The sequence below is a fragment of the Leisingera sp. genome, from assembly GCF_982940295.1.
This window is the reverse complement of sequence record NZ_CEYXRG010000003.1, coordinates 87,727-111,402: the sequence shown is the minus strand read 5'-3', so window position 1 is coordinate 111,402 and position 23,676 is coordinate 87,727. Positions and strand designations below refer to the sequence as shown.

Sequence of the window (23,676 nt, the reverse complement as noted above, 5' to 3'; positions counted from 1 at the left end):
CGCCCTTATTGTGGGAGAAAAGAAGGTCGAAAGGAAGTGGTCTTGTCCTCACCGGGCTGATTGCCGCCGTCTGCAGGGGTGTTTGTAACCCGACGTGATGCCCAAGCAAGGCAGTCTAAAAGCTATGCCGCTGCAATAGCATTTGCGAACGTAAATCCCAAGCATGCGTGAACCACTCTTATATCTGCAGGATTTCTCGTAGGTGCTGCGTTTAGTGCTTCTTTGAAATCACTTCTGCGCACTGTCGCACTTGAAAAGGGACAAGCTCGAGTTTGGAGACCTGTCGAAGCGGCCGTTATTTACCACAAAGAGGGGTGACCGCTCTCCATCAAAAGGGCCGTAGGTCACCCCTCTTTGTATGCCGCGTTAGCGGCATTCGGTCTAAAAAAGCACAAATATTTGCTGGTTGAGCTTTAACTGTGGAGGTCACCTTGTGAACAGTGGCATTGAATGAAGTTGCTGCCAATCAGCAACAGGAAGTAATGTGAAAGTTACAACGTGAGCAAAGTTCAGTGTGTATTTTGCACGGACGCAGTGCATATCGGCTGGCCTTTGCCAGTTCGCGTCTGCAGAGAATGGCGGTAAAGCGGGCTGTGGTTGCAGTAGTATGAACCGGCGGCGGATGGCTGGTTTGGGCGGGGTTTGCTAGCAAACTGACGTATGGCGCCTAATAGGTAATTTGGATCGCAAGAATGAGACCGATCCTACCCTGTGGTTTCTGCTTGTTCTTGTTTCAGTCGACGGAATTTGAGCCGCGTGAAAATTGAAAAGCCCACAGATGGAGCACTTTTAGAAGCAATCACATGCTATATAGTTCCCGAAGAAATTTCTCTGTATCTCAATGACTGCTCACCTAGGGGATGAGGGACTTGAACCCCCAGCCAAAGCGTTATGAGCGCTCTGCTCTAACCAATTGAGCTAATCCCCCAGGAGCAGGCGTTGAGTACAGCAATGTTGCTGTGACGCCAAGGGTGTTCGGCCATCTGACCGAATTTTCTTCCTAGTACGCCTATCAGTAAGTCATACCAGTAATATTCGTTCTGACTTACCAGTCTTGAATCCATTTACTTGTTGACTAGATCAATCAATCAGTAAGTTTATACCTACTAACAAGGATTTGAACCTGCAACCAAAGCGTTATGAGCGCTCTGCTCTAACCGTTGAGCTACAGGCCCGCCATAGTCCCGTGGTTAGAAAATGGCGGGCGGGAGGTCAAGCGGCGATTGCACCGCAGCGCCGCAACCGCGGCCTTCTGTGCCGGGATGCAATCGCTTGTTTCCTTCTGTTCCGCCTTGCGCTAAAGGCTGCCGCAACGTGTTGGAAGGAGCCAAGTGATGACCAGCGGCAAAAACGGCCTGACCTATGCAGACGCAGGTGTGGACATTGATGCGGGCAACGCCCTGGTCGACCGGATCAAGCCGGCCGCCAAGCGCACCAACCGCCCCGGCGTGGCCAGCGGGCTGGGCGGTTTCGGCGCTCTGTTTGATCTGAAAGCCGCCGGTTACAACGACCCGATCCTGGTGGGCGCCACCGATGGTGTCGGCACCAAGCTGCGGATCGCCATCGACACCGGTGTGGTGGATGGCGTCGGCATCGACCTGGTGGCGATGTGTGTGAACGATCTGGTCTGCCAAGGGGCTGAGCCGCTGTTCTTCCTCGACTATTTTGCCACCGGCAAGCTGGAAACCGACGTGGCCGCACGCATCATCGAAGGCATCGCCGAGGGCTGCGTGCGCTCCGGCTGCGCGCTGATCGGCGGCGAGACCGCGGAGATGCCGGGCATGTACCCCGAGGGCGATTTTGACCTTGCAGGCTTTGCCGTCGGCGCGATGGAGCGCGGCTCCGCGCTGCCCGAGGGGGTGGTGGAAGGCGATGTGCTGCTGGGGCTCGCCTCGGACGGTGTGCACTCCAACGGCTATTCCCTGGTGCGCAAGCTGGTCGAGGTCTCGGGCCTTGGGTGGGATGCGGATTGCCCGTTTGGTGAAGGCTCCCTGGGCGAGGCGCTGCTGACCCCGACTCGCTTGTATGTGAAGCAGTGCCTGTCGGCGGTGCGGGCAGGGGGCGTGCATGCGCTGGCCCACATCACCGGCGGCGGCCTGACCGAAAACCTGCCGCGCGTGCTGCCCGAAGATCTGGGGGCCGACATCGACCTGAACGCTTGGGAGCTCCCGCCCGTGTTCAAGTGGATGGCGGAGACCGGCGGCATTGCCGAAGCGGAGATGCTGAAGACCTTCAACTGCGGCATCGGCATGATCCTGTCCGTCTCCGCGGACCGCGCCGATGAGCTGGCGAAGGTGCTGGAAGCCGAGGGTGAGACCGTCGCCCGCCTGGGCACAGTCACCGCAGGCGCCGGCATGCGCTACGCAGGCAAGCTGCTGTGAGCCACAGACGCGTCGCGATCCTGATTTCCGGCGGCGGCTCCAACATGGTGTCGCTGCTGGAGAGCATGACCGGGGACCATCCGGCGCGGCCCTGTCTGGTGTTGTCAAACAACGCTGATGCCGGCGGGCTGGCCAAGGCTGCCGCCGCGGGCGTGTCCACGGCCGTGGTGGATCACCGCCCGTTCAAGGGCGACCGGGAAGCCTTTGAGGCCGAGCTGGTGAAACCCATCTTCGACGCGGGCGCGAACATCGTCTGCCTGGCCGGGTTCATGCGGGTTTTGACCGCCGGGTTCGTCTCGCAGTTCGAAGGCCGGATGCTGAACATCCACCCGTCTTTGCTGCCGAAATACAAGGGCTTGCACACGCACGCCCGCGCGCTGGAGGCCGGCGATGCTGAGCATGGCTGCACCGTGCATGAGGTGACGCCGCGCCTGGACGACGGCCCGGTCCTGGGCCAGGCGCGGGTGCCGGTTCTGCCGGGCGATACGCCGGACACGCTGGCGGCGCGGGTGCTGGTGCAGGAGCACAAACTGTACCCGGCAGTACTGCGCCGGTTTGCCGCTGGCGACAAAACCCCGGTCCTGCTGCCTTAGCGTCTGTCCTGAACGGTTGCGCTGTTGCCGTGCCAGTCCAGCGGATCTTGCTGCGGGGCAGGGGCCAGAAGTGCGATCAGGCCAAGCAGTACGAGCAAAGCAGCGGCAGCCAAAAACGGAATCATCCCGCGAAAAGGTGTGACTCCTGCGGGTTCTGCGGGGGAATGGTCGAGTGCAGTCATCGGTGGTTCTCCTATTTGCGATACACACCCAATCTAGGGGTTGGCTTTGCATCATAAAAATGAATGTTTGGCGGTGCTATCATCACAAGGATTGAAGCGTTTAGCCCTGCTGCACCAGTGGCTGTGCTGCTTGCGGCACAAATTCACGGTGTCCGGTGCACCTGTTTGCATTGCCCGGAACAAGCGCGTATCACGGCCCGGCCCACGTGAGATTGAAAAGCGGTAATTGATGAAAACCCTGACCACCACCGAAGAACTGCAGGCCTTCTGCGATGCCGCTGCACAGCATCCCTACGTCACGGTGGATACCGAATTTCTGCGCGAGCGGACCTATTATTCCAAGCTCTGCCTGATTCAGCTAGCCTTCAACGGCGACGGTGAAAACGACGCGGTTCTGGTCGATCCCCTTGCCAATGGTATCTCACTGGAGCCGCTTTACGCGCTGTTCCGCGACGAAAATGTGGTCAAGGTGTTCCATGCCGCGCGTCAGGATCTGGAGATATTCTGGGTCGAGGCAAGCGTGTTTCCGAAGCCGCTGTTTGACACCCAGGTGGCAGCGATGGTTTGCGGCTTTGGTGAGCAGGCGGGCTATGAAACGCTGGTGCGCAAGATCGTCAAGCAGGGGCTGGACAAGACCTCGCGCTTTACTGACTGGTCGCGCCGTCCGCTGAGCGAAGCGCAGAAGACCTATGCGCTGGCGGACGTGACCCATCTCCGCAAGATCTACGAATTCCTCGCAGCCGAGCTGGAGAAGAGCGGCCGCTCCCATTGGGTGGCGGAAGAGCTGCAGGTGCTGACCGACCCGGCGACCTATGACATCCAGCCGCAGGACGCGTGGAAGCGCGTGAAGACCCGGACCAACTCGGGCAAATTCCTGGCGGTGGTGCGCGAGCTGGCGGCGTTCCGGGAAACCTATGCTCAGTCAAATAACGTGCCGCGCAACCGGGTGTTCAAGGATGATGCGCTGGTGGAGCTGGCCTCGACCAAGCCGCGCACCGCGGCGGAACTTGGCGGCTCCCGTCTGCTGCTGCGGGAGGCCCGCAAGGGCGCGATTGCCGAGGGCATCCTGGAAGCGGTGGCCAAGGGCGTGAACTGCCCGCCGGAGAAATTTCCCCGTCTGGACCGCAGCAAAGAGAAGCTGCAGGTGAACCCGGCGCTGGCGGACCTGCTGCGGGTGCTGCTGAAAGCCAAGACCGAAGCCGAAGGCGTGGCGGCCAAGCTGATCGCGCCAAGCGCCGATCTGGATGCCATTGCCGCGGGGCTGCGCGATGTGCCGGCGCTCAGCGGCTGGCGCCGTGAAGTGTTCGGCGAAGATGCGCTGCGGCTGTGCGACGGAAAGATCGGCCTCGCCGCCAAGGGGCAGGCGGTGCAGGTGGTGGAACTTTAATCCAGCACTCCGACGCCGGAAAAAAGAAACGCCCGCAAATGCGGGCGTTTTCCGTTTTTCAATCCGGGCGAAGCCTGCGGCGTCAGCGGCGGCGGCTTTCGCGGGCGTTTTCGGCACCGTTCACCCGAACCAGGCGGACCGCCTCAAGATCCTGCTTCGACAGCGTACGGGCCGCGTGAAGGGTACGGCTGAACTCGCTGCCCTTCAGGGTCGCCTCCTCCGGGTAGACCACCCGGAAATCATAGGCCAGAACACCGTCCTCTGCCGTCTCTGACTTGCGCAGCTCGACATCAAACGCCCCCTGGCGCGCGGCAACGCCGGACGCGTGGATGATGGCGCCGGAGGCGGTCCGTTCGATTTGAAGCCCGGTGACCTGGCTGATCAGGACGCTTTTGTCCTCTGGCGGCTTCTTGGCGAAAATCCCGCGCGCATTGCTCTCCTGCGGCAGCAGCGGGTTGGTGCCTTCCGGCACCGGCGCCTCTGCGGGAGCGGACCTGCCGAACCAGTTAGACGGGTTGACCCGCGAGTCCTTCCAGCCGCCGCAGCCGGCCAGCACCAGCGCTGAGGCCAATGTGAGAGCCAATGGTTTGTGCATCTGTCCCCGCCCATTCAAAATGTCTTTGCAAGGGATTACCCGATTGGCCGAAGCTTGAAAAGCTGTTGAAATGAGGCGGGCAGGGGCTTAGGTGCTGATCAGCCCCGGAATACGGATTTTGAGGATAGACGGACGATGGCCACAGCCGCCTTTGAAGAGATCGTGGAGGACTTCGAGTTCATGGAGGACTGGGAGGACCGCTACCGCCATGTGATCGACCTGGGCAAGGCGATGGAGCCCCTGGACGACGCGCTGAAGGTGCCCGCCACCAAGGTCGACGGCTGCGCCAGCCAGGTGTGGCTGCATGCCACGGTCGAGGGCGGGGTATTCCGCTTCGATGGCGACAGCGACGCGATGATCGTGCGCGGGCTGATTGCGGTGCTGCGCAAGCTGTACAACGGGCTGAGCCTGCAGCAGGTGGCGGCGGTGGACGCCAAGGCGGAACTGGGGCGGCTGGAGCTGAATGAGCACCTGTCCTCGCAGCGCTCCAATGGTCTCAGGGCGATGATCGAGCGGATCCGCGAAACCGCGATGGCGCAGGCCTGAGGAAAGCGGGCGAGGGGCCGGCCCCTCGCGCTCCCCGGAGTATTTCGGGAAAGATGAAGGCTACTTGGCCCAGCGGGAAATGGCAGTCTCCAGATCGCCGTAGCCGGTGTGGCGGTGCTCGAAATCCAGTCCCATGCGGTCTGCGCATTGGCGGGCCTTTTCCACCAGCTTGGGGTCGCTGGTCTGCGACTGGTAGACCAGCTTGGTGTAGTTGCCGAACACCATGTCCCGCAGCTCCGGGTTCTTGTCGAGACCCATCGGGCGCCAGACGAAGGCGTCGAACTGCTTGACCAGGAAGTCGGTCAGGTAGAAGGCGGTGATTTCACCCTCATCGGCATGTCTGGCAAAGGTGTCATTGCCCTCGAAGAACGAATAGCAATGCGGGCCTGCCACCATTTCGACGCCGAGCTCTGCGCATTTGCGTTCCAGCGCGCCGCCGGTGCCGCAGTCGGCATAGACCACATAGATCTTGTCATAGACCGCTGAATGCTTGGCGACGGCGCCATCGACGGCATCGGTAATCTGCTCCGGATACAGGTGCAACTTGGCGGGCAGGCAGGTGAGGTCGATGTGATCCAGCCCGTTTTTCTCCTTGATATCAAGGATCTCGCGCGCAAGCGCGCCGCAGGCGATCAGCAGGATGCGGCCGGTTTTCTTTTCAGGAGCAGCCAGACCCTGTTCGGTGAGGGAGCTTTCCTCAAGCGTCCGCCCGGTGGGCGGGCGGAAGGCAGCCCGCTCTGTCAGGCGGGCTGCGCGTCCTTTGCGTGCCAAATCAGGCGCTCATCGAGTTGTGCTTGCGCGCAACGAAGTCCTTGGCCATTTCCACGGCCACGGCTGCGTCACGGCAATAGCCGTCGGCGCCGATCGCCTTGCCGAACTCTTCGTTCAGCGGCGCGCCGCCCACCAGCACGATGTAGTCGTCGCGCAGGCCTTGTTCGACCATGGTGTCGATCACCACCTTCATGTAGGGCATGGTGGTGGTCAGCAGAGCGGACATGCCGAGGATGTCCGGCTTATGCTCTTCCAGCGATTCCAGGTAGTTCTCGACCGGGTTGTTGATGCCGATGTCGACGACTTCGAAACCTGCGCCTTCCATCATCATGGAAACCAGGTTCTTGCCGATGTCGTGAATGTCGCCCTTGACGGTGCCGATCACCATCGAGCCGACGCGCGGTGCGCCGGTTTCGGCCAGCAGCGGCTTCAGGATGGCCATGCCGCCCTTCATCGCGTTTGCCGCCAGCAGAACTTCGGGAACGAACAGGATGCCGTCGCGGAAGTCGGCGCCGACAATGGTCATGCCGCCCACCAGAGCCTTGGTCAGGATGTCGTAGGGAACCCAGCCGCGCTCCAGAAGGATGTTCACGCCTTCTTCGATTTCCTCTTTGAGACCATCATAGAGGTCGTCAAACATCTGCTGAACAAGTTCCTCGTCATCGAGTTCCGAGAGGATGATGTCTTCTTCGTCCGACATGCGCCTAATCCTTGCTGACGGGGGGAGCCCCCGGTGTTGGCCTATTTCAGAAGCTTTTGTGACAGAATGCCGCCTGCCGACTGCATTATTTGCGACATTGCCGCTGTTCTAACCGACGTATAGAGACAATTTCGGTGCAAGAATAATGAAGATTCCGCATGGAAATCTTCGAATTTGCCCATTTGTTCTTTATTTGTTCCTCGCGTGCGGTTACTTTGCGCCCATGCAGCCGGAATTCACGCCAGATACGTTACGCCGCAAAGCGCGCGCCAGCCTCAGCAATGCGGCAGGCCGCTTTGAAATGGCGCGCGATGCGGTGGATGACGGCTGGTTTCAGGAGGCGCCGGACGCGGTGATTCCCACCGAAGTGCGGCAGGAGACGGCGCGGTCGCTGATCACCTATAACCGGTCGCCGGACCTGCCGTTCGACCGGTCTATCAATCCCTACCGCGGTTGCGAGCATGGCTGCATCTACTGCTTTGCCCGTCCGACACATGCCTATCTGGGGCTGTCGCCGGGGCTGGATTTCGAAACCCGGCTGGTGGCCCGGCCCAATGCGGCCGAGGTGCTGCGCAAGGAACTGTCGGCGCCGCGCTATAGGGTGGCCACTATGGCGCTTGGCACCAACACCGACCCCTATCAGCCGTGTGAGCGGGATTATGGCATCACCCGCGCCTGCCTGGAGGTGCTGGAGTCATTTAATCACCCGGTGGCGATCGTCACCAAGGGGGCAATGGTGGAGCGGGACCTGGATATCCTGGCACCGATGGCGGCCAAGGGTCTGGTGCGGGTAGGGATCTCCGTCACCACGCTGGATCCGGATCTTTCGCGCCGGATGGAACCGCGGGCGCCATTGCCTGCCCGGCGTTTGGCCGCCATCCGGCGGCTGACGGCGGCAGGGGTGCCGGTGCGGGTTATGACCTCTCCCATCGTGCCGGGGCTGACGGACCATGAGCTGGAGGCGCTGCTGGCCGCCGGTGCGGAGGCCGGGGCGGACGCCGCCAGCTGGATCATGCTGCGGCTGCCGCGGGAGGTGTCGGAGCTGTGGCAGGAGTGGCTGGCGGAGCATGAGCCGGGCCGGGCCGCCAAGGTGATGGCGCGGCTGCGGGAGATGCACGGCGGGCGCGATTACGACCCGCGCTGGGGCCACCGGATGCGGGGTGAGGGACGTTATGCTGAGATGATCGCGCAGCGGTTCAAGGCGACCTGTAAACGTCTGGGCTTGAGGGAGCGGACGGCGGAGCTGCGCTGCGATCTATTCAAGCGACCGCCGCAGCCGGGCGATCAGCTGGCGCTGTTCTGATCCATTCTTGAACAGCCGGCCTGGCGCTTTTGTGCTATGCTGAAGCCCTTCATGATGGGAAGGAAGGTGTCCAATGGCTTCTATAGCTGTGAAGGCGCGCGTTACCGGGCGCGTGCAGGGCGTGGCTTTCCGCACCTGGGCCAGGGCGGAAGCAGTGCGCCATGGGCTGTCGGGATGGATCCGCAATGAGCCGGACGGCTCGGTGCGGGCGCTGCTGATTGGGCCGACTGCCAGCGTTGCCGATATGGTGCGCAGAATGGGGCGCGGCCCCGGCGCTGCCTCGGTCAAGGACGTCCTGACGGAGAGAACTGATCCCGAGCCGGGGATCAGCGGCTTTAGTATTGTCGGCTAGGCTGGAGCGGACAGGGATTTGCAGGCCGGCGCAGACAGACCTGCCGCCGGGAGGAGGAACCTACGCCCGGATGCTTGCGGGACGCTGAAACAGAAAGGAAATACGGCCTGAACAGAAAAAGGCGCCGCATGCGGACATGCGGCGCCGTTCTTTCAGGAGTTCGCCAACGGCTGCCTTCAGGCGCGGCGCCGGCCGCGGCGGGAGCGGCGCTCGCCGCCTGCATTCGCATCGTCCCCAGTTCCGTCGCTGTCGGAGGTGAAGGGACCCAGCACCTCTACGATCTGTTCCAGTGCCGGACGGTCGCCGCGCGGGCGGCTGTCGAGCGCCGCGCGCATGTGGCGCAGGTGGTCGGGCATGGTGCCGCAGCAGCCGCCGATGATCTTGGCACCGGAATCGCGGGCCATCACCGCATATTCGCCCATCAGTTCCGGCGTGCCGTCATAGTGGATGTGGCCGTCGACATATTTCGGAATGCCGGCATTGCCCTTGGAGATGATCGGACGCTCTGTGCCTTGGGCGGCAAAGCCCAGCACGGTGCGCAGGATGTCGGAGGCGCCGGTGCCGCAGTTGGCGCCAAAGGCGAGCGGCCCGTTGTCGAATTCTTCCACCAGCTGGGCCAGATCCGCCGAGGTCACCCCCATCATGGTGCGGCCTGCGGTGTCAAAGCTCATAGTGCCGCACCAGGGCATGTCCGCCAGTTTGAAGGCCTCAGCTGCGGCGCGGAATTCCTCCGGTGCGGAAATGGTTTCCAGCCACAGCACATCGGCGCCGCCTTCTTTCAGAGCGTCGGCCTGCTCGTGGAACATCTCAACCGCCAGCGCATGGGACATGTCGCCGACGGGCTCAAATATCTCACCGGTCGGACCGACGGAGCCGGCCACGGCAATCTTGCGCTCAGCCTTGTCGGCCACCTCGCGGCCCAGTTCGGCGGCGATGCGGTTCAGCTCGCGCACACGGCCCTGCGCGTCGTGCAGTTTCAGGCGCGCGGCAGTGCCGCCGAAGCTGTTGGTCAGAAACAGGTCGCTGCCCGCATCGACAGATCCCTGGTAGAGCGCCATGATCTTCTTGGGTTCGTCCACATTCCACAGTTCCGGCGCATCGCCGGACTGCAGTCCCATGGCAAACAGATTGGTGCCGGTCGCGCCATCCGCCAGCAGCACGTCCTTGGTGTCCAGCAGCTGTTTGAAAGTATTTGTCATCGGTTTTGTCCCGTGTCAGCAGGCCGCCCCGGCGGGGCGGGCGGCAAAGTGGTTTGTTTCCCCTGTCTCACGCCGGGCGGGCAAGGGCAATTTCATTTTGCTCATCTTCATTATGAGTTTGCGGCGCGGCGGCTTGCAGCCCCGGCGTGAGGGGCAGCAGGCGCCGTTTGCAGCGCGGCCCGGGCGAATGAAGCTTTGGCGGTGCCGCAGCGGTGCATGCCCGGCGGCGGCAGCCGGTCAGGCCGTTTGCCGCACAACGGCTCTTCAGCTGGTTTCGCTGAGGACTTCTTCCTGCGCCTGCACCATCAGCTCCCGCAGTTTCAGGCGGATCTGCTCCTCGCTGGCCTGGCTGCCCAGGTCACCGGTGAGCTTGCGCACCACATCCTCATGGCCTGCTTCCTCGAGGTCCGCGGCCACAATGGACTGGGCATAATCAGTGGCGGAGGAGCCGGTTTTTCCCAGAAGGTCCGCCGCCCACAAGCCCACCAGCTTGTTGCGGCGCGCCCGCGCCCTGAACTGCATTTCCTCATCATGCGCAAACTTGGCCTCAAAGGCCTGCTCGCGTTCGTCGAATGTCGTCATGGCTGATCCTCATTAACCTTGTGCACCTTAGATATGATAGGAGTATGATTGCCTCTCAGGGCAAGAAAAAACAGTGCCTGACAAAGCCTTTGGGCGGATTTGTCCTAGGCATGGCAATGGCCGGCTGGGTCCTTGGTCCGGTCCGGGGGCTGCCGCCGCGGCAGCCATGGCGCGGCAGGCCCGTGCAGCAAGCTTGCGGCTGGGGTCCCCTTGCACTATGAGAGCGGCACATCGCAGGGCCGGATTCCCGGCAATGACCCGAAAGGTTCCCAATGGCGCGCCGCAAGAAAATCTACGAAGGCAAGGCAAAGACACTGTACGAAGGCCCGGAGCCGGGCACCATCGTGCAGTATTTCAAGGACGACGCCACCGCCTTCAACGCCGAAAAGCACGACGTGATCGAGGGCAAGGGAGTCCTGAACAACATCCTCAGCGAGTTCTTCATGCTGGGGCTGGCGCAGATCGGCGTGCCGACCCATTTCCTGAAGCGGCTGAACATGCGCGAGCAGCTGGTGCGCAGCTGCGAGATCATTCCGCTGGAGGTCATCGTGCGCAACTATGCGGCCGGCAGCATCTCCAAGCGCCTCGGGATCGACGAGGGCACCCAGCTGCCGCGCCCGATCGTGGAATACTGCTACAAGGACGACTCCCTGGGCGACCCGCTGGTCACCGAAGAGCACATCGCGGCCTTTGGCTGGGCCAGCCAGCAGGACATGGACGACATCCTGAGCCTGGCGCTGCGCGTGAACGATTTCCTGTCCGGCGTGTTTCTGGCCGTGGGCATCCGCCTGGTCGACTTCAAGATCGAGATCGGCCGTATCTATGAAGGCGACTTCCAGCGCCTGGTGATCGCCGATGAGATCAGCCCGGACAGCTGCCGCCTGTGGGACATCAAGACCGGCCAGAAGCTGGACAAGGACGTGTTCCGCCGCGACCTGGGCAGCCTGACCGACGCTTACAGCGAGGTGGCGCGCCGTCTGGGCGTGATGCCGAACAATCCTCCTGCGCCGGGCAAACCGACGCTGGTGAACTGAAAACGGGACCCGCTGCGCCTGACCGCGCCGCGGGTCTTTGAGTATTTTTGGAAAGATGAAGCCTGGATGGGGCTTCGCCATCGAAAACCTGAGGGATGATGCGATGAAGGCACGGGTGCATGTGATGCTGAAGAACGGGGTTCTGGATCCGCAGGGCGAGGCTGTGCGCCACGCGCTGGGAGCCTTGGGCTTTGACAAGGTCGAAGGCGTGCGCCAAGGCAAGGTGATTGACTTGGATCTGGCCGAAGGCGCCACCGAGGCAGATGTGACCGCCATGTGCGAGAAGCTGCTGGCCAACACCGTGATCGAATCCTACAGCATCGAGATGCAGTGATGAAGGCGGCGGTAGTAGTCTTCCCCGGCTCGAACTGCGACCGCGATCTGGCGGTGGCCTTCGAGCAGGCCGGCTTCGATGTGTCGATGGTCTGGCACAAGGACAGCGCGCTGCCCGAGGGCGTTGATATCGTCGGGGTGCCGGGCGGTTTCTCTTATGGCGACTACCTGCGCTGCGGTGCCATCGCGGCCCAGTCGCCGATTTGCAAGGCGGTGGTCGCGCATGCGGACCGCGGCGGCTATGCCATTGGCGTCTGCAACGGTTTCCAGATCCTCACTGAGACCGGCGTGCTGCCGGGCGCGCTGCTGCGCAATGCGGGCCTCAAATACATCTGCCGCACTGTGGGCCTGAAGGTGGCAACCGCTGACAGCGTATTTACCCAAGGCTACAGCGCGGGCGATGTGATCGGGGTGCCGATTGCCCACCACGACGGCAACTATTTTGCCGATGCAGACACCGTCAAGGCGCTGCAGGACCAGGACCGGGTGGCCTTCACCTATGAAGAGAACCCCAATGGCTCGGTCGCGGACATTGCCGGCATCCTGTCGGAAAACCGCCGTGTTCTCGGCATGATGCCGCACCCCGAGCGGGCCGCGGATGAGGGCCATGGCGGCACCGACGGTGCGGCAGTGTTCCGCGCATTGGCGGGGATGGTCACCGCTGCGTGACTTGAGGATGCGGGGCGGCCGCAATAGGTATTGGTTATGACCGCCCCGCGCTCTGAAACGACCAAAGGCAAGGCCAAGGCTGGTTCCCGCACGATTTCATGGCGGGCGCGGCTGGCGCTTGTCCTGTTCATGGTGGTCGCGGCGATCACCGTCTGGACCACCAACCGGGCGCTGACCCACCGGTTCACCGAAAGCACCCGCAACCGGGCTGAGCTGCGGCTGGCGCTTTATTCCGGCAACCTGCTCAGCGAGCTGCGCCAGCACGCCATCGTGCCGCAGTTGCTGGCACGCGACCAGACCTTGATCTCGGCGCTGCAGTCCAGCGATTTCTCCCTGTCCACCCAGCGGTTGATCTCCTTTGTTGATGAGATCGGCGCGGCCTCCATCATGCTGTTGGCGCAGGACGGGCGGACGGTGGCTGCCACCGACCGCAACCGGCTGGGCGAGAGCCACCGCAATGCTGCCTATTTTGTCGATGCCGTGCGGGCCAAGTCGACGGTGTTCTCGGTGATCCCGCGCGAGGTCGGCGGCTACCGCTTTACCTATTCGCGCCGCATCATTGATGCGACCGGCGTCCTGGGCGCGATTGTGGTCGAGGTAGACCTGCAAAAGTTCGAGCGCGCCTGGGCGGGGATCTCCGACGCGGTGCTGGTCACCGACAGCACCGGCACCATCATCCTGGCGACGGAAGCGCGCTGGCGCGGCCTCAAGGAGGGGGATGCGCTGACGCTGCAGACGCCCGAAGGCGCGATCCAGCGGGCGATCCGCGCCACCACCGACTGGACCGCGCTGCCGCCCGACGCCTACCTGCAGGGCGAGGCGGTGATGCGGCTGGAAACCCGGGTGCCGTTCCAGGGCTGGCGGATGGCGTCCTTCACCACCTATTCCTCGGTGCGGGAGCGCGTAAATGCCGTGCTGGCACTGGAAATCATGGGATTCGCGATCCTTCTGGCGCTCGCCTTCTATGCGCTGAGCCGCAAGACCGCGCTGCGGATGGCGCTGTTCCAGCGGGAGTCGGCAGAGCTCCGCGTATTGAATGCGCGCTTGCAGCGGGAAATCGCCGAGCGCGAACGGATGCAAAAGACCCTTGCCGTGGCCGAACAGAGCCTGGCGCAGAGCTCCAAACTGGCCGCCTTGGGCGAGATGTCGGCCGCTGTCAGCCACGAGCTGAACCAGCCGCTGGCGGCGATGAAAACCTATCTGGCCGGCGCCCGCCTGCTCTTGAACCGCAACCGCCCGGATGAGGCATTGGCCTCCTTCGGGCGCATTGACGATTTGATCGAGCGGATGGGCGCGATCACCCGTCAGCTCAAATCCTACGCGCGCAAGGGCGGCGATGCGTTCAGCCCTGTAAACTTGGGTGATGCGCTGGCATCCAGCCTGTCGATGATGGAGCCGCAGCTGCGTCAGCGGCATGTGAAAATCACCCGGATTTTACCCGAAGAACCTGTTATGGTGATGGGCGACCGGATGCGCCTGGAGCAAGTTATGGTCAACCTCTTGCGCAATGCGCTGGACGCCACCAAATCCGTGGCGGACCCTGAGGTGGAAATTCTGCTGGCGGCCGGTGAGACGGCAACGCTGTCGGTGCGCGACAATGGAGGGGGGATCAAGGACTTCGACAATCTGTTCGAGCCTTTCTACACCACCAAGCAGCCCGGCGACGGGGTCGGTTTGGGTCTTGCCATCTCCTCGGGGATCGTCAACGACCTTGGGGGACGGCTGACCGCCCGCAATGGCCAGAATGGCGGCGCGGTCTTTGAGATGCAATTGCCGGTCCTGGTGGACGGTATAGAGGCTGCTGAGTGAAGCGGCCCGGAGTGATTAGGAGAGAACGCGCATGGCCCAGGCTATGAAAATCGCGATCGTTGATGATGAACAGGATATGCGGCAGTCGATCAGCCAGTGGCTGGCGCTGTCAGGCTATGACACGGAGACCTTCTCCAGCGCCGAGGAAGCGCTCAAGGTGCTGGGGCCGGATTACCCGGGGATTGTGATCTCTGACATCAAGATGCCGGGCATGGACGGCATGCAGTTCCTGAAGAAGCTGATGGGCACCGACTCTGCGCTGCCGGTGATTATGATCACCGGCCACGGCGATGTCCCGATGGCGGTGGAGGCGATGCGCGTGGGTGCCTTTGACTTCCTCGAAAAGCCCTTCAACCCGGACCGCATGTCGGAACTGGCCAAGCGCGCTACCGGCGCCCGCCGCCTGACATTAGACAACCGGGCGCTGCGGCGCGAGCTGTCGGACGGCTCCCAGATCATGAAGAAGCTGATCGGCCAGAGCCCGGTGATGGAGCGCCTGCGCGAGGACATCCTCGACCTGGGCCAGGCCGATGGCCACGTGCTGATCGACGGCGAAACCGGCACCGGCAAGACACTGGTCGCCCACGCGCTGCACGCAGTCGGCAGCCGGGCGGGCAAGAAGTTCGTGCTTGTGTCCTGTGCGGCTCTGGAAGAGGAGGCGCTGTCCAAACGCCTGTTTGGCCCGATGCAGCCCGAAGACAGCATGCTGCCCGCAATTGAGGAAGCCCGCGGCGGCACCCTGGTGCTGGAAGACATTGACGCGCTGTCCGAGACCCTCCAGGCCAAGCTGCTGAGCGTGATCAACGAGCAGGGAACACCTGCCGAGACCCGGATCATTGCAATCTCCAACTTGCAGGAAGCCGGCAAAACCTGCGAGGACGCGCTGCGCCCGGACCTGTTCTACCGTCTGGCCGCGCTGCGCATCACCGTGCCGCCGCTGCGCCAGCGCGGCGAGGATATCCTGACGCTGTTCACCCGCCTCAGCGAGCAATTCTCCGAAGAATACGGCTGCGATGCACCGCAGGTCAGCGCCCAGGAAGCGGCGCAGCTCTTGCAGGCGCCATGGCCCGGCAACGTCCGTCAGCTGATCAACATCGCCGAACGCGCGGTCCTGCAATCGCGCCGTGGCTCCGGCACCATCGCGTCGCTCCTGATGTCCGATCACGAGGAGATGCAGCCGGTGATGACCACCGAAGGCAAGCCGCTGAAGGAGTACGTCGAAGCCTTCGAGCGGATGCTGATCGACAACACCATGCGCCGCCACAAGGGCTCGATCGCCAGCGTGATGGACGAGCTGTGCCTGCCGCGCCGGACGCTGAACGAGAAAATGGCGAAATACGGCCTGCAGCGCTCGGATTATCTGGCCTGATCTCTCTTCCGGGCCGTTTCCCGGCGTGGGAAGCGGCCCGGAAAGCACGTTTTTTCCAGCCGGAGTTCCTGCGGAATTCCGGTTTTGTGCTGAATTTAAACGGAAAATTAACGGCTTTCCGGATAGCGGCAATCTGATTTCATTTTCAGGTTTTGCGGTGACGAATGACCATTGTCATTACCTATCCACAGGCCTTATGCTGTCCCAACGGGCCGGAAACCGGCAATTGGCTTCCCCCGTACTGATGAGTTTCGCTGGCTTCGGCTTTTGTCCGGCACGATCCGAGAAAGCTGCAGCCAGACCGATTGGCCCCCTTGACCAAGGGGGCAGTGTAGCGCCCGAGCCGGAATTACAGCCGGCGCAGGGATTATAGGGCAGGGAAGGCTGCGGCCAGCCTGCCGGAGAAGAACCGCGATGACGCGCGCGAGAGCGAAGAGCACTGAGGCAGGAAGGCCGGGCACAGACCCCGGGACCACCTGCTGCACCGCGCCGTCCCAGATCGCCCTGACAAGACACCACCCGAAACGCGCGCGGCCGCCTGGAAGCAGACAGCTTGCGGGCGCACAGGGCAGGTGCACCAAGGAAACATGGCAAAGAAGATGCTTATTGACGCCACCCACGCGGAAGAAACCCGCGTTGTGGTGGTCGATGGAAACAAGGTTGAGGAGTTCGACTTTGAATCCGAAAACAAACGCCAGCTTGCTGGCAACATCTACCTCGCAAAAGTAACCCGGGTCGAACCGTCGCTGCAGGCGGCGTTTGTGGACTATGGCGGCAACCGCCATGGCTTCCTGGCGTTTTCGGAAATCCACCCGGACTATTACCAGATCCCCGTCGCGGACCGTGAGGCCCTGATGGAGGAAGAACGCGCCTACGCCGAGGCGATGCGCGCCCGCGACGAAGACGAGGAAGAAAAGCCCTCCAAGCCCAAGCGGTCGCGCCGGTCCAAGTCTTCCGCCAAGGCGGCCAAGGCCTCCTCTGATGATGCAGTGGAGACCAAGGAAGTTGACGTCTCCGAGGAGAAAACCGGCGAGATTGCCGGGATGGAAACCATCGACCTGAGCGACAGCGCCGCAGCCGAGGACGTCCCGGCGGAACTGGCCGAGGTGCCCGAAGGCTCCTCGCCGGTGGAGCGCGTCGCGGAAACCCCGGTGGAAGAGCCGGAGGACGAGGCCGAAGCCCCCGCCGAGGCGGACGCGCCTGCCGAAGCGGGCGAAGAGCCTGCAGAAGCGGTGGAAGAGACCGCTGAAGAGGCTGCTCCTGCTGAAAAAGCAGCGGCAGAAGAGACTGCGGAAGAGACCGGAGAAGCGCCTGCGGCGGCTGAGGCCGAAGCGGACGCCGGGGAGTCCAAGGCAGAGCCTGCCAGCGATGATGCTGCTGGTGACGAGGGCGATGAAAACGGCGGCTCCCGCCGGGCCGACGCGGCCACCAAGGATGAAACCATTGAATCTGTCGCTGACGAAGACGACAGCGAGGACATTCGTCCGCCGCGCAAACCGCGGCCGCGCCGTTACAAGATCCAGGAAGTGATCAAGGTGCGCCAGGTGCTGCTGGTGCAAGTCGTCAAGGAAGAGCGCGGCAACAAGGGCGCGGCGCTGACCACCTACCTTTCGCTTGCTGGCCGTTACTGCGTGCTGATGCCCAACACCGCCCGTGGCGGCGGCATCTCCCGCAAGATCACCAACGCTGCGGACCGCAAGAAACTCAAGGACATCGCTTCTGAACTGGACGTGCCGACCGGCGCGGGCCTGATCGTGCGCACCGCCGGTGCCAAGCGCACCAAGGCGGAGATCAAGCGCGACTACGAATACCTTCAGCGCCTGTGGGAGCAGATCCGCGAACTGACGCTGAAATCCATCGCGCCCGCCAAGATCTACGAAGAGGGCGACCTGATCAAACGCTCGATCCGCGACCTGTATAACCGCGAGATCGACGAGGTTCTGGTGGAAGGCGACCGCGGCTACCGCATCGCCAAGGACTTCATGAAAATGATCATGCCGTCCCATGCGAAGAACGTGAAGCACTACCAGGACGCGCTGCCGCTCTTCGCCCGTTACCAGGTCGAAAGCTACTTGGGCGCCATGTTCAACCCTGTGGTGCAGCTGAAGTCCGGCGGCTACATCGTGATCGGCGTGACCGAGGCGCTGGTGGCGATCGACGTGAACTCCGGCCGTGCGACCAAGGAAGCCTCGATCGAGGAAACCGCGCTCAAGACCAACCTGGAGGCCGCCGAAGAGGTGGCGCGCCAGTTGCGTCTGCGCGACCTTGCGGGCCTGATCGTGATCGACTTCATCGACATGGACGAGCGCAAGAACAACGCTGCCGTCGAAAAGCGCATGAAGGACAAGCTGAAGACCGACCGCGCCCGCATCCAGGTGGGCCGGATCTCCGGCTTCGGCCTCATGGAAATGTCGCGCCAGCGCCTGCGCCCCGGCATGATCGAGGCCACCACCGCGCCGTGCCCGCATTGCCACGGCACCGGCCTGATCCGCTCGGACGACTCGATGGCGCTGTCGATCCTGCGCCAGATCGAGGAAGAGGGCACCCGCCGCCGCTCCCGCGAGGTGCTGGTGCGCTGCCCGGTGTCCATCGCCAACTTCCTGATGAACCAGAAGCGCGAGCATATCGCCCAGATCGAGGCGCGTTACGGCCTGTCCGTGCGCATCGAAGGCGACGCGCATCTGGTGAGCCCGGACTTTGTTCTGGAGAAATTCAAGACCGCGTCACGCACTGTGCCTGCGGCCACGGCTCCGGTGGTGTCGGTTGACACCTCGATCATGGATCAGGTGGACGCGGACGAGGCGCAGCAGGACGAGGAAGAGGCGCCCGTCGCCGCGGAGGCCGCTGAAGAAGCCGCGCCGCAGGATGACAAGCCCAAGCGCAAGCGCCGCCGCCGTCGCCGCCGCAAGTCCGGAAACGGCGATCAGGCCCAGGCGGGTGAGAACGGCGACGAAACTTCCGAAGATCAGGATCAACCGAAGGAAGAGGACGCAGAGGCGCAGGAAACTGCCGCTGAAGCGGAAGAACCTGCCGCGGAAGAGGTGAAGGAGAAGAAACGCTCCCGCACCCGGACACGCTCGCGCAAGCCGAAGTCAAAGCAGGTTGAGGCGGAAGCCGTGGAGGCCAGCGAAGAGACCGCGGCAGATGCTGAAGGTTCAGAAGCCGCCGCAGAGGAAGCACCGGTCGCGGCTGAAACTGCCGAAGCACCTGTGGCAGAGGCTGCTGCGGAGGCTCCGGCTGAAGAGACCGCGGAACAAGCGGCTGCTGACAGCGCCGAGGACTCCGCCGCCAAGGACGCAGAACCGGTTGCGGAAGCTGAACAGGCCGCTCCGGCCGAAGAAGCGGCCGCTGTGGAAGATGCCGCACCGTCTGAGGAGCCTGCGGAAGCGGCCGAAGCGGCTGAAGTGCAGCCTGCTGAAGAACCCGCTGCGGAAGCCGCGGAGGATCAGCCTGCCGCTGCTGAAGAAGCCCAGCCGGAACCCGTCGCTGCGGAAGAGGAAAAGCAGCCGGAGCCTGCCATGGCTGGTGCCGCGGCTGAACCGGAACCGGCAGCCCCGCCCAAGCCGAAACGCCGCGGCTGGTGGTCGATGGGCGGCTGAGCCAGGCACAAGAGTAAGGGAAAAGGCAGGCCGCCAGGCCTGCCTTTTTCATTCAAGGCTGCCGGCAACTCCGGATCTCCTGACGGCACGCGGGCCATCGTTTACCTGCGCGGGAAACCGCCCGGAAAACATGTGCTTTCCAAGCCGGAATTTACGCAGAATTCCGGCGCTCCCAGGCACGGGCGGTTGTGGGGATCGCGGCCTAGCCGCCTTTGCGGATCAGGTAGATCTGATGGTCTGCGCCTTCGCTGTGGCCCAGGAACTCATGCCCTGCCTCATTGCAGAAATGCGGCACGTCGATCACAGCCGCCGGGTCGTCCGCCAGCAGTTGCAGCACATGGCCGGGCTGCAGCGATTTCAGCCGCTTGCGCGCCTTTAGGACGGGCAGGGGGCACAGCAGCCCGATTGCATCAAGGGTCTCTTTGATCTCGCTCATGGTGTTCAGATAAGGGGGATGTTTCATGCTGTCCACAAGGATGTGACCAGCCGTCCCCGTGACGTTGGCCGCCTGCTGGCATAAGTGTTGGACCATGTTTGGAATCGAGATCATCGACGCAGGGCTGCTCCCTGCCATGCTGGTGGCGCTGCTGGGCGGCGTGATCAGTTTCCTGTCGCCCTGTGTGCTGCCCATCGTGCCGCCCTATCTGGCCTATATGAGCGGCGTTACCATCGGCGAGATGCAGGGCACGGTTGCCGCGCGGCGTAAGGCCGTCATTGCCGCACTCTTCTTTGTGCTGGGGCTGTCCACGGTGTTCCTGCTGCTGGGCTTCACGGCGTCCGCTTTCGGTGCGTTTGTGCTGCAGAATCAAGAGCTTTTCGCGCAAGTCTCAGGTGTTGTGGTGATTATCTTCGGCCTGCACTTCCTGTCAGTCTTCCGCATTCCGCTGCTGGACCGCGAAGCGCGGATGGAGGCCGGCGAATCTGGCGGCTCCGCTCTGGGTGCCTATGTCCTGGGGCTGGCCTTTGCCTTTGGCTGGACCCCCTGCATCGGCCCGCAGCTGGGCGCGATCCTGTCGCTGGCCGCATCGGAGGCTTCGGTCAGCCGCGGCACCATCCTGCTGGGCGTTTATGCCGCGGGCCTGGGCGTGCCCTTTCTGCTGGCGGCGATGTTCCTCAACCGTTCGATGACGCTGATGAACAAGATGAAGCGCCACATGGGTGTGATTGAAAAGGCTATGGGCGGCCTGTTGCTGTTTGTCGGCATCATGCTGGTCACCGGCCTGTTCACCACCTTCTCCTGGTGGCTGCTGGAGACCTTCCCGGCGCTGGCAACACTGGGCTGAGCCCGGCATTTCCAAGGGGCCTCAGGGCCCCTTTTTCTTTGCCCCTCCCGGCCTTACTCTTGCCGGATTGCGCTGCTAGTCTGCCTTCGAAATGTCAGAGCAGGACAGTGTGGATCAAATCGGTTCCAACCCCCAGCAGGTGCGCAAACGCCGGGTATTCTACATCCCCGGCTATGACCCGATTCACCCGCGCCGCTACCGCGAGCTCTACCGCAAGGAGGGTGCCGCGCAGGCGCAGATTTCCGGCTACAGCCTGACGCTGTCCCCCAAACGGACCATAGGCCCCTACGGCTGGCACACGGCCGCTGAGATGGACGGGCAGCGGACTGAGACGGATATCGAAGTGCTGGTCTGGTCCGACATCGTGCGCGGCAGCATGGAGGCGACGATCCCCGGGACCTACTGGCAGCTGTTGCGCACCGCTTGGATCTATATCTCAACCGGGGCGCTCAGGCGGCTGATGCGGCTGCGCAAGGGGCCGGTGATTGCGGCGCTTTACCCGGTGGGAATGCTGCTCTTGCAGGCGCTGCTGGCGCTGCTGGTGGCCTGGGGTGTTGCCCATGCTTTTGGTCTTCTTGCAGTCGCGGCCGGGGTTGGCGGTACTTTCACATGGCTGCCGGGCTGGGCCTTGGGCCTTGGCGCCGGATATGCGCTGCTGCGCTGGTTCAAGGAACGCGATGGCAAGTTCTTCGCCTATTACCTGATGCACGACTACGCGCATTCGGCCGCCTTCCGTGGCGCGATCCCGCCGGAGATGGAAACGCGGATGAAGGAATTCCGTGCTCTTATTGCCGAGGCCTTGCAGGACAAAAGTCTGGATGAGGTGCTGGTCGTCGGCCATTCCTCCGGCGCGCATGTGGGCGTGTCGGTGCTGGCGGACCAGATCCGGGAGGGCGTTCCGGACACCCGCCCGGCGCTGGGGTTCCTGACACTGGGGCAGGTGGTGCCAATGGTTTCCTTCCTGCCGCAGGCCAAACGTTTGCGGGCTGACCTGAAATACCTATCGCAGTGCGAGGAGCTTGCCTGGGTGGATGTCACCGCCCCGGGCGACGGCTGCGCCTTTGCGCTGTGCGATCCGGTCGCGGTCAGCGGCGTTGCGCCAGCGGGCAAACGCTGGCCGCTGGTGTTCTCCGCCGCATTCACCCAGACCCTCAGCCCGGAGCGTTGGCAGCAGCTGCGCTGGCGCTTCTTCCGGCTGCATTTCCAGTATCTCTGCGCCTTCGACCGGCCGGGCGATTATGACTACTTCCGGATCACAGCCGGCCCGCTGACGCTGGCAGAGCGCTACAGGGACCGCAAACCTTCGCAGTCACGGATCGACGTGCCGGTGTCGAAATTCACGTCGGTGGCCGCGGAATGACGCAAGTGCTGCCGCCGAAACCGCCGGCGCGCCCCGACCGGGTGTCTCTGTGGCGCTATGTGAGGCTGTTCCGGCAGGACATCCTCTCGGCCCAGCCCGCGCGCCTCTACCGCGCCTGGATGGCCGAGTTCCGCACCCCGTTTTTCCGCTCCTTCCTGGTCAACCAGCCGGATCTGGTGAAGCTCTTACTGAAGGAGCGTCCGGACGATTTCCCCAAGTCGGACCGCATTGCCGAGGGTCTGAAGCCCTTGCTCGGCAATTCCGTGTTCCTGACCAATGGCGAAGCCTGGAAGCGGCAGCGGCGGATCATTGATCCTGCGTTTGAGGGGGGACGGCTCAAGGATACCTATCCGGCGATGCGCGCCGCGGCAGAGGCGGCGGTCCAGCGGCTGGAAGGGCGGACGGGACCGGTGGAGATCGAGGAGGAAACCTCCCACGCGGCGGCGGATGTGATTTTCCGCACGCTGTTTTCAATTCCGATCGAGCATGAGGTGGCCGGACAGGTCTTCATTCGGTTCCGCGACTACCAGCGCAGCCAGCCCTTGCTCAACCTGGCCGCCTTCGTGCCGCTGCCGCGCTGGATGCCGCGGTTCTTCCGCCGCGGCACCCGCCGGAACGCTGAGACGATCCGGAGGCTGATTGCCCAACTGACGGCTGAACGGATGGTGGCGATCAAGGCGGGCAGCGCGCCGGATGATCTGGCGAGCAAAATCATGACCACCTGCGACCCGGAGACCGGAAGCACGTTTGATACTGCCGAAATGGTCGATCAGGTGGCGATCTTCTTCCTCGCGGGCCATGAAACCAGCGCTTCTGCCCTAGCCTGGGCGCTCTATCTGATGGCGCTGTACCCTGAGTGGCAGGAGAAGGTGGCGGCAGAGGCTTCGGCGTTGGACGACGAGAGCTTTGCCGCTGTCTCCAGGCTGAAGATCAGCCGCGATGTGTTCCGCGAAACCTTGCGGCTGTATCCGCCGGTGCCGATGATGGTGCGCGAGGCCACCTGTCCCGAACAGTTCCGCAACCGTGACGTGCCCAAGGGCGCGCAGATGGTTCTCAGCCCCTGGCACCTGCACCGGCACGAGCGGCTGTGGGAGAACCCGAACGGCTTTGATCCGGCACGCTGGGGGACGGAGAACGGCAAGAAGTGCCAGCGGGAAGCCTATATCCCGTTTTCCGCAGGCTCCCGCGTCTGCACTGGGGCGGGGTTTGCCATGGTGGAGGGGCCGCTGATCCTGTCGATGATCTTGCGCCAGTTCCGCGTCGAACCGGTGGCGGGCAAAGCACCGGTGCCGGTAGCGCATCTTACGGTGCGGTCCAAAAACGGGATATGGCTGCAGCTTTCGAAACGCTAGCCAAGAAAATTCGAATTTTCTTGGCAAATTTCTTCGAAGAAATTTGCGTCACTGGATGATGCGCACGGCGTCCTGATTGCAGAAAATTACGACCTGACCTGCGTTTTCCACGGCATGGAATCCGCGGCGTTTCAGTTCCTGCCGAAACCGGTCCCAGCCGAGCAGCCGTTCTATATCGCGCTTCTGCCGCCGGATGACACCACCCTTGGCCGCCGCCTGGGAACGGAACAATTGCTGCAGCCAAGCGTCAGCAGAGAGAGGGGCAGGTACCGGCATG

The 23,676-nt window shown here is 63.0% G+C and carries 23 protein-coding genes and 2 tRNA genes; 15 read left to right on the top strand and 10 right to left on the bottom strand.

The features are described 5' to 3' along the window. Positions 1-854: 854 nt before the first annotated feature. Together AC4HIX_RS03840 and AC4HIX_RS03835 are read right to left on the bottom strand one after the other, a co-directional pair. Positions 855-928: transfer RNA gene (locus AC4HIX_RS03840), tRNA-Ile, on the bottom strand. 172 nt (positions 929-1,100) lie between these two features. Next, positions 1,101-1,173: transfer RNA gene (locus AC4HIX_RS03835), tRNA-Met, on the bottom strand. Positions 1,174-1,334: 161 nt separating this feature from the next. On the opposite strand from AC4HIX_RS03835, the gene purM reads away from it, so the two are divergent. After that, the gene (gene purM, locus AC4HIX_RS03830) at positions 1,335-2,381 is read left to right on the top strand and encodes a phosphoribosylformylglycinamidine cyclo-ligase (RefSeq protein WP_490397948.1); all 1,047 of its coding nucleotides are present in this window, start codon (positions 1,335-1,337) and stop codon (positions 2,379-2,381) included. Then, positions 2,378-2,974, top strand: a complete 597-nt coding sequence (gene purN / locus AC4HIX_RS03825) for a phosphoribosylglycinamide formyltransferase (RefSeq protein WP_490397947.1) — start codon at positions 2,378-2,380, stop codon at positions 2,972-2,974. Before purM ends, purN begins: the two co-directional genes overlap by 4 nt. Here purN and AC4HIX_RS03820 read toward each other — a convergent pair. Beyond that, positions 2,971-3,156, bottom strand: coding sequence for a hypothetical protein (locus AC4HIX_RS03820; RefSeq protein WP_490397946.1), 186 nt, complete (start codon positions 3,154-3,156; stop codon positions 2,971-2,973). The two genes, purN and AC4HIX_RS03820, sit on opposite strands and share 4 nt — an antisense overlap. 229 nt (positions 3,157-3,385) lie before the next feature. On the opposite strand from AC4HIX_RS03820, the gene rnd reads away from it, so the two are divergent. After that, positions 3,386-4,543, top strand: a complete 1,158-nt coding sequence (gene rnd / locus AC4HIX_RS03815; RefSeq protein WP_475052538.1) for a ribonuclease D — start codon at positions 3,386-3,388, stop codon at positions 4,541-4,543. Positions 4,544-4,625: 82 nt separating this feature from the next. On the opposite strand, the gene AC4HIX_RS03810 is transcribed toward rnd, so the two are convergent. Continuing rightward, positions 4,626-5,138: a hypothetical protein gene (locus AC4HIX_RS03810; RefSeq protein WP_490397945.1), complete on the bottom strand. Its 513-nt coding sequence runs from the start codon at positions 5,136-5,138 to the stop codon at positions 4,626-4,628. A 135-nt stretch (positions 5,139-5,273) separates the two neighbouring features. Here AC4HIX_RS03810 and AC4HIX_RS03805 point away from each other — a divergent pair, with 135 nt between their 5' ends. Next, positions 5,274-5,684: a SufE family protein gene (locus AC4HIX_RS03805; protein ID WP_490397944.1), complete on the top strand. Its 411-nt coding sequence runs from the start codon at positions 5,274-5,276 to the stop codon at positions 5,682-5,684. A 60-nt stretch (positions 5,685-5,744) separates the two neighbouring features. Here AC4HIX_RS03805 and AC4HIX_RS03800 read toward each other — a convergent pair whose 3' ends face one another. After that, entirely contained in the window at positions 5,745-6,455 is a 711-nt protein-coding gene (locus tag AC4HIX_RS03800; protein ID WP_490397943.1) for a DUF1638 domain-containing protein, read from the bottom strand. Between the two features lies 1 nt (position 6,456). Then, positions 6,457-7,155, bottom strand: coding sequence for a corrinoid protein (locus AC4HIX_RS03795; RefSeq protein WP_039178412.1), 699 nt, complete (start codon positions 7,153-7,155; stop codon positions 6,457-6,459). Between the two features lie 223 nt (positions 7,156-7,378). Here AC4HIX_RS03795 and AC4HIX_RS03790 point away from each other — a divergent pair, with 223 nt between their 5' ends. Both AC4HIX_RS03790 and AC4HIX_RS03785 read left to right on the top strand, forming a co-directional pair. Beyond that, positions 7,379-8,458 carry a PA0069 family radical SAM protein gene (locus AC4HIX_RS03790; RefSeq protein ID WP_490397942.1) on the top strand — a complete coding sequence of 360 codons (1,080 nt, stop codon included), beginning with the start codon at positions 7,379-7,381 and terminating at the stop codon, positions 8,456-8,458. Positions 8,459-8,531: 73 nt separating this feature from the next. Further along, a complete protein-coding gene (locus AC4HIX_RS03785; protein ID WP_490397941.1) occupies positions 8,532-8,810 on the top strand; it encodes an acylphosphatase in 279 nt (92 codons plus the stop codon). Positions 8,811-8,986: 176 nt separating this feature from the next. On the opposite strand, the gene bmt is transcribed toward AC4HIX_RS03785, so the two are convergent. Both bmt and AC4HIX_RS03775 read right to left on the bottom strand, forming a co-directional pair. Further along, a complete protein-coding gene (gene bmt, locus AC4HIX_RS03780) occupies positions 8,987-10,009 on the bottom strand; it encodes a betaine--homocysteine S-methyltransferase (RefSeq protein ID WP_475052520.1) in 1,023 nt (340 codons plus the stop codon). Between the two features lie 264 nt (positions 10,010-10,273). Continuing rightward, a complete protein-coding gene (locus AC4HIX_RS03775; protein WP_490397940.1) occupies positions 10,274-10,591 on the bottom strand; it encodes a DUF1476 domain-containing protein in 318 nt (105 codons plus the stop codon). 272 nt (positions 10,592-10,863) lie between these two features. Here AC4HIX_RS03775 and purC point away from each other — a divergent pair, with 272 nt between their 5' ends. The 6 genes from purC to AC4HIX_RS03745 all read left to right on the top strand — a co-directional run bounded on the left by purC (position 10,864) and on the right by AC4HIX_RS03745 (position 19,404). Further along, on the top strand, positions 10,864-11,625 hold the full coding sequence (purC, locus tag AC4HIX_RS03770; RefSeq protein ID WP_027237392.1) for a phosphoribosylaminoimidazolesuccinocarboxamide synthase: 762 nt from the start codon (positions 10,864-10,866) through the stop codon (positions 11,623-11,625). Positions 11,626-11,728: 103 nt separating this feature from the next. After that, entirely contained in the window at positions 11,729-11,959 is a 231-nt protein-coding gene (gene purS / locus AC4HIX_RS03765; protein WP_027243772.1) for a phosphoribosylformylglycinamidine synthase subunit PurS, read from the top strand. Next, positions 11,959-12,627 (top strand): phosphoribosylformylglycinamidine synthase subunit PurQ, encoded by a 669-nt coding sequence (gene purQ / locus AC4HIX_RS03760; RefSeq protein ID WP_490397939.1) that lies wholly within the window; start codon positions 11,959-11,961, stop codon positions 12,625-12,627. Before purS ends, purQ begins: the two co-directional genes overlap by 1 nt. A gap of 36 nt (positions 12,628-12,663) precedes the next feature. Further along, positions 12,664-14,436 carry an ATP-binding protein gene (locus AC4HIX_RS03755; RefSeq protein WP_475052508.1) on the top strand — a complete coding sequence of 591 codons (1,773 nt, stop codon included), beginning with the start codon at positions 12,664-12,666 and terminating at the stop codon, positions 14,434-14,436. 31 nt (positions 14,437-14,467) lie between these two features. Then, positions 14,468-15,805 carry a sigma-54-dependent transcriptional regulator gene (locus AC4HIX_RS03750; RefSeq protein WP_475052505.1) on the top strand — a complete coding sequence of 446 codons (1,338 nt, stop codon included), beginning with the start codon at positions 14,468-14,470 and terminating at the stop codon, positions 15,803-15,805. Positions 15,806-16,392: 587 nt separating this feature from the next. Next, positions 16,393-19,404 carry an Rne/Rng family ribonuclease gene (locus tag AC4HIX_RS03745; protein ID WP_490397938.1) on the top strand — a complete coding sequence of 1,004 codons (3,012 nt, stop codon included), beginning with the start codon at positions 16,393-16,395 and terminating at the stop codon, positions 19,402-19,404. A 202-nt stretch (positions 19,405-19,606) separates the two neighbouring features. On the opposite strand, the gene AC4HIX_RS03740 is transcribed toward AC4HIX_RS03745, so the two are convergent. Further along, positions 19,607-19,840 (bottom strand): sulfurtransferase TusA family protein, encoded by a 234-nt coding sequence (locus AC4HIX_RS03740; RefSeq protein WP_259969652.1) that lies wholly within the window; start codon positions 19,838-19,840, stop codon positions 19,607-19,609. 94 nt (positions 19,841-19,934) lie between these two features. Here AC4HIX_RS03740 and AC4HIX_RS03735 point away from each other — a divergent pair, with 94 nt between their 5' ends. The 3 genes from AC4HIX_RS03735 to AC4HIX_RS03725 all read left to right on the top strand — a co-directional run bounded on the left by AC4HIX_RS03735 (position 19,935) and on the right by AC4HIX_RS03725 (position 23,399). After that, complete coding sequence (locus tag AC4HIX_RS03735) at positions 19,935-20,687, top strand: cytochrome c biogenesis CcdA family protein (protein ID WP_490397937.1); 753 nt, start codon at positions 19,935-19,937, stop codon at positions 20,685-20,687. Between the two features lie 91 nt (positions 20,688-20,778). After that, positions 20,779-22,047 carry a hypothetical protein gene (locus AC4HIX_RS03730; RefSeq protein WP_490397936.1) on the top strand — a complete coding sequence of 423 codons (1,269 nt, stop codon included), beginning with the start codon at positions 20,779-20,781 and terminating at the stop codon, positions 22,045-22,047. Next, positions 22,044-23,399 (top strand): cytochrome P450, encoded by a 1,356-nt coding sequence (locus tag AC4HIX_RS03725; protein ID WP_490397935.1) that lies wholly within the window; start codon positions 22,044-22,046, stop codon positions 23,397-23,399. The genes AC4HIX_RS03730 and AC4HIX_RS03725 overlap by 4 nt, the downstream gene beginning before the upstream one ends. Before the next feature lie 48 nt (positions 23,400-23,447). On the opposite strand, the gene AC4HIX_RS03720 is transcribed toward AC4HIX_RS03725, so the two are convergent. Beyond that, entirely contained in the window at positions 23,448-23,675 is a 228-nt protein-coding gene (locus AC4HIX_RS03720; protein ID WP_490397934.1) for an N-(5'-phosphoribosyl)anthranilate isomerase, read from the bottom strand. Between the last annotated feature and the right edge of the window lies 1 nt (position 23,676).

Excerpts from the sequence above, each read along its gene's own strand:
- purM (WP_490397948.1), top strand. The coding sequence starts at position 1,335 with ATGACCAGCGGCAAAAACGGCCTGACCTATGCAGACGCAGGTGTGGAC.
- AC4HIX_RS03820 (WP_490397946.1), bottom strand. The coding sequence starts at position 3,156 with ATGACTGCACTCGACCATTCCCCCGCAGAACCCGCAGGAGTCACACCT.
- rnd (WP_475052538.1), top strand. The coding sequence starts at position 3,386 with ATGAAAACCCTGACCACCACCGAAGAACTGCAGGCCTTCTGCGATGCC.
- AC4HIX_RS03810 (WP_490397945.1), bottom strand. The coding sequence starts at position 5,138 with ATGCACAAACCATTGGCTCTCACATTGGCCTCAGCGCTGGTGCTGGCC.
- AC4HIX_RS03805 (WP_490397944.1), top strand. The coding sequence starts at position 5,274 with ATGGCCACAGCCGCCTTTGAAGAGATCGTGGAGGACTTCGAGTTCATG.
- AC4HIX_RS03795 (WP_039178412.1), bottom strand. The coding sequence starts at position 7,155 with ATGTCGGACGAAGAAGACATCATCCTCTCGGAACTCGATGACGAGGAA.
- AC4HIX_RS03790 (WP_490397942.1), top strand. The coding sequence starts at position 7,379 with ATGCAGCCGGAATTCACGCCAGATACGTTACGCCGCAAAGCGCGCGCC.
- AC4HIX_RS03785 (WP_490397941.1), top strand. The coding sequence starts at position 8,532 with ATGGCTTCTATAGCTGTGAAGGCGCGCGTTACCGGGCGCGTGCAGGGC.
- bmt (WP_475052520.1), bottom strand. The coding sequence starts at position 10,009 with ATGACAAATACTTTCAAACAGCTGCTGGACACCAAGGACGTGCTGCTG.
- AC4HIX_RS03775 (WP_490397940.1), bottom strand. The coding sequence starts at position 10,591 with ATGACGACATTCGACGAACGCGAGCAGGCCTTTGAGGCCAAGTTTGCG.
- purC (WP_027237392.1), top strand. The coding sequence starts at position 10,864 with ATGGCGCGCCGCAAGAAAATCTACGAAGGCAAGGCAAAGACACTGTAC.
- purS (WP_027243772.1), top strand. The coding sequence starts at position 11,729 with ATGAAGGCACGGGTGCATGTGATGCTGAAGAACGGGGTTCTGGATCCG.
- purQ (WP_490397939.1), top strand. The coding sequence starts at position 11,959 with ATGAAGGCGGCGGTAGTAGTCTTCCCCGGCTCGAACTGCGACCGCGAT.
- AC4HIX_RS03755 (WP_475052508.1), top strand. The coding sequence starts at position 12,664 with ATGACCGCCCCGCGCTCTGAAACGACCAAAGGCAAGGCCAAGGCTGGT.
- AC4HIX_RS03750 (WP_475052505.1), top strand. The coding sequence starts at position 14,468 with ATGGCCCAGGCTATGAAAATCGCGATCGTTGATGATGAACAGGATATG.
- AC4HIX_RS03745 (WP_490397938.1), top strand. The coding sequence starts at position 16,393 with ATGGCAAAGAAGATGCTTATTGACGCCACCCACGCGGAAGAAACCCGC.
- AC4HIX_RS03740 (WP_259969652.1), bottom strand. The coding sequence starts at position 19,840 with ATGAGCGAGATCAAAGAGACCCTTGATGCAATCGGGCTGCTGTGCCCC.
- AC4HIX_RS03735 (WP_490397937.1), top strand. The coding sequence starts at position 19,935 with ATGTTTGGAATCGAGATCATCGACGCAGGGCTGCTCCCTGCCATGCTG.
- AC4HIX_RS03730 (WP_490397936.1), top strand. The coding sequence starts at position 20,779 with ATGTCAGAGCAGGACAGTGTGGATCAAATCGGTTCCAACCCCCAGCAG.
- AC4HIX_RS03725 (WP_490397935.1), top strand. The coding sequence starts at position 22,044 with ATGACGCAAGTGCTGCCGCCGAAACCGCCGGCGCGCCCCGACCGGGTG.
- AC4HIX_RS03720 (WP_490397934.1), bottom strand. The coding sequence starts at position 23,675 with ATGCCGGTACCTGCCCCTCTCTCTGCTGACGCTTGGCTGCAGCAATTG.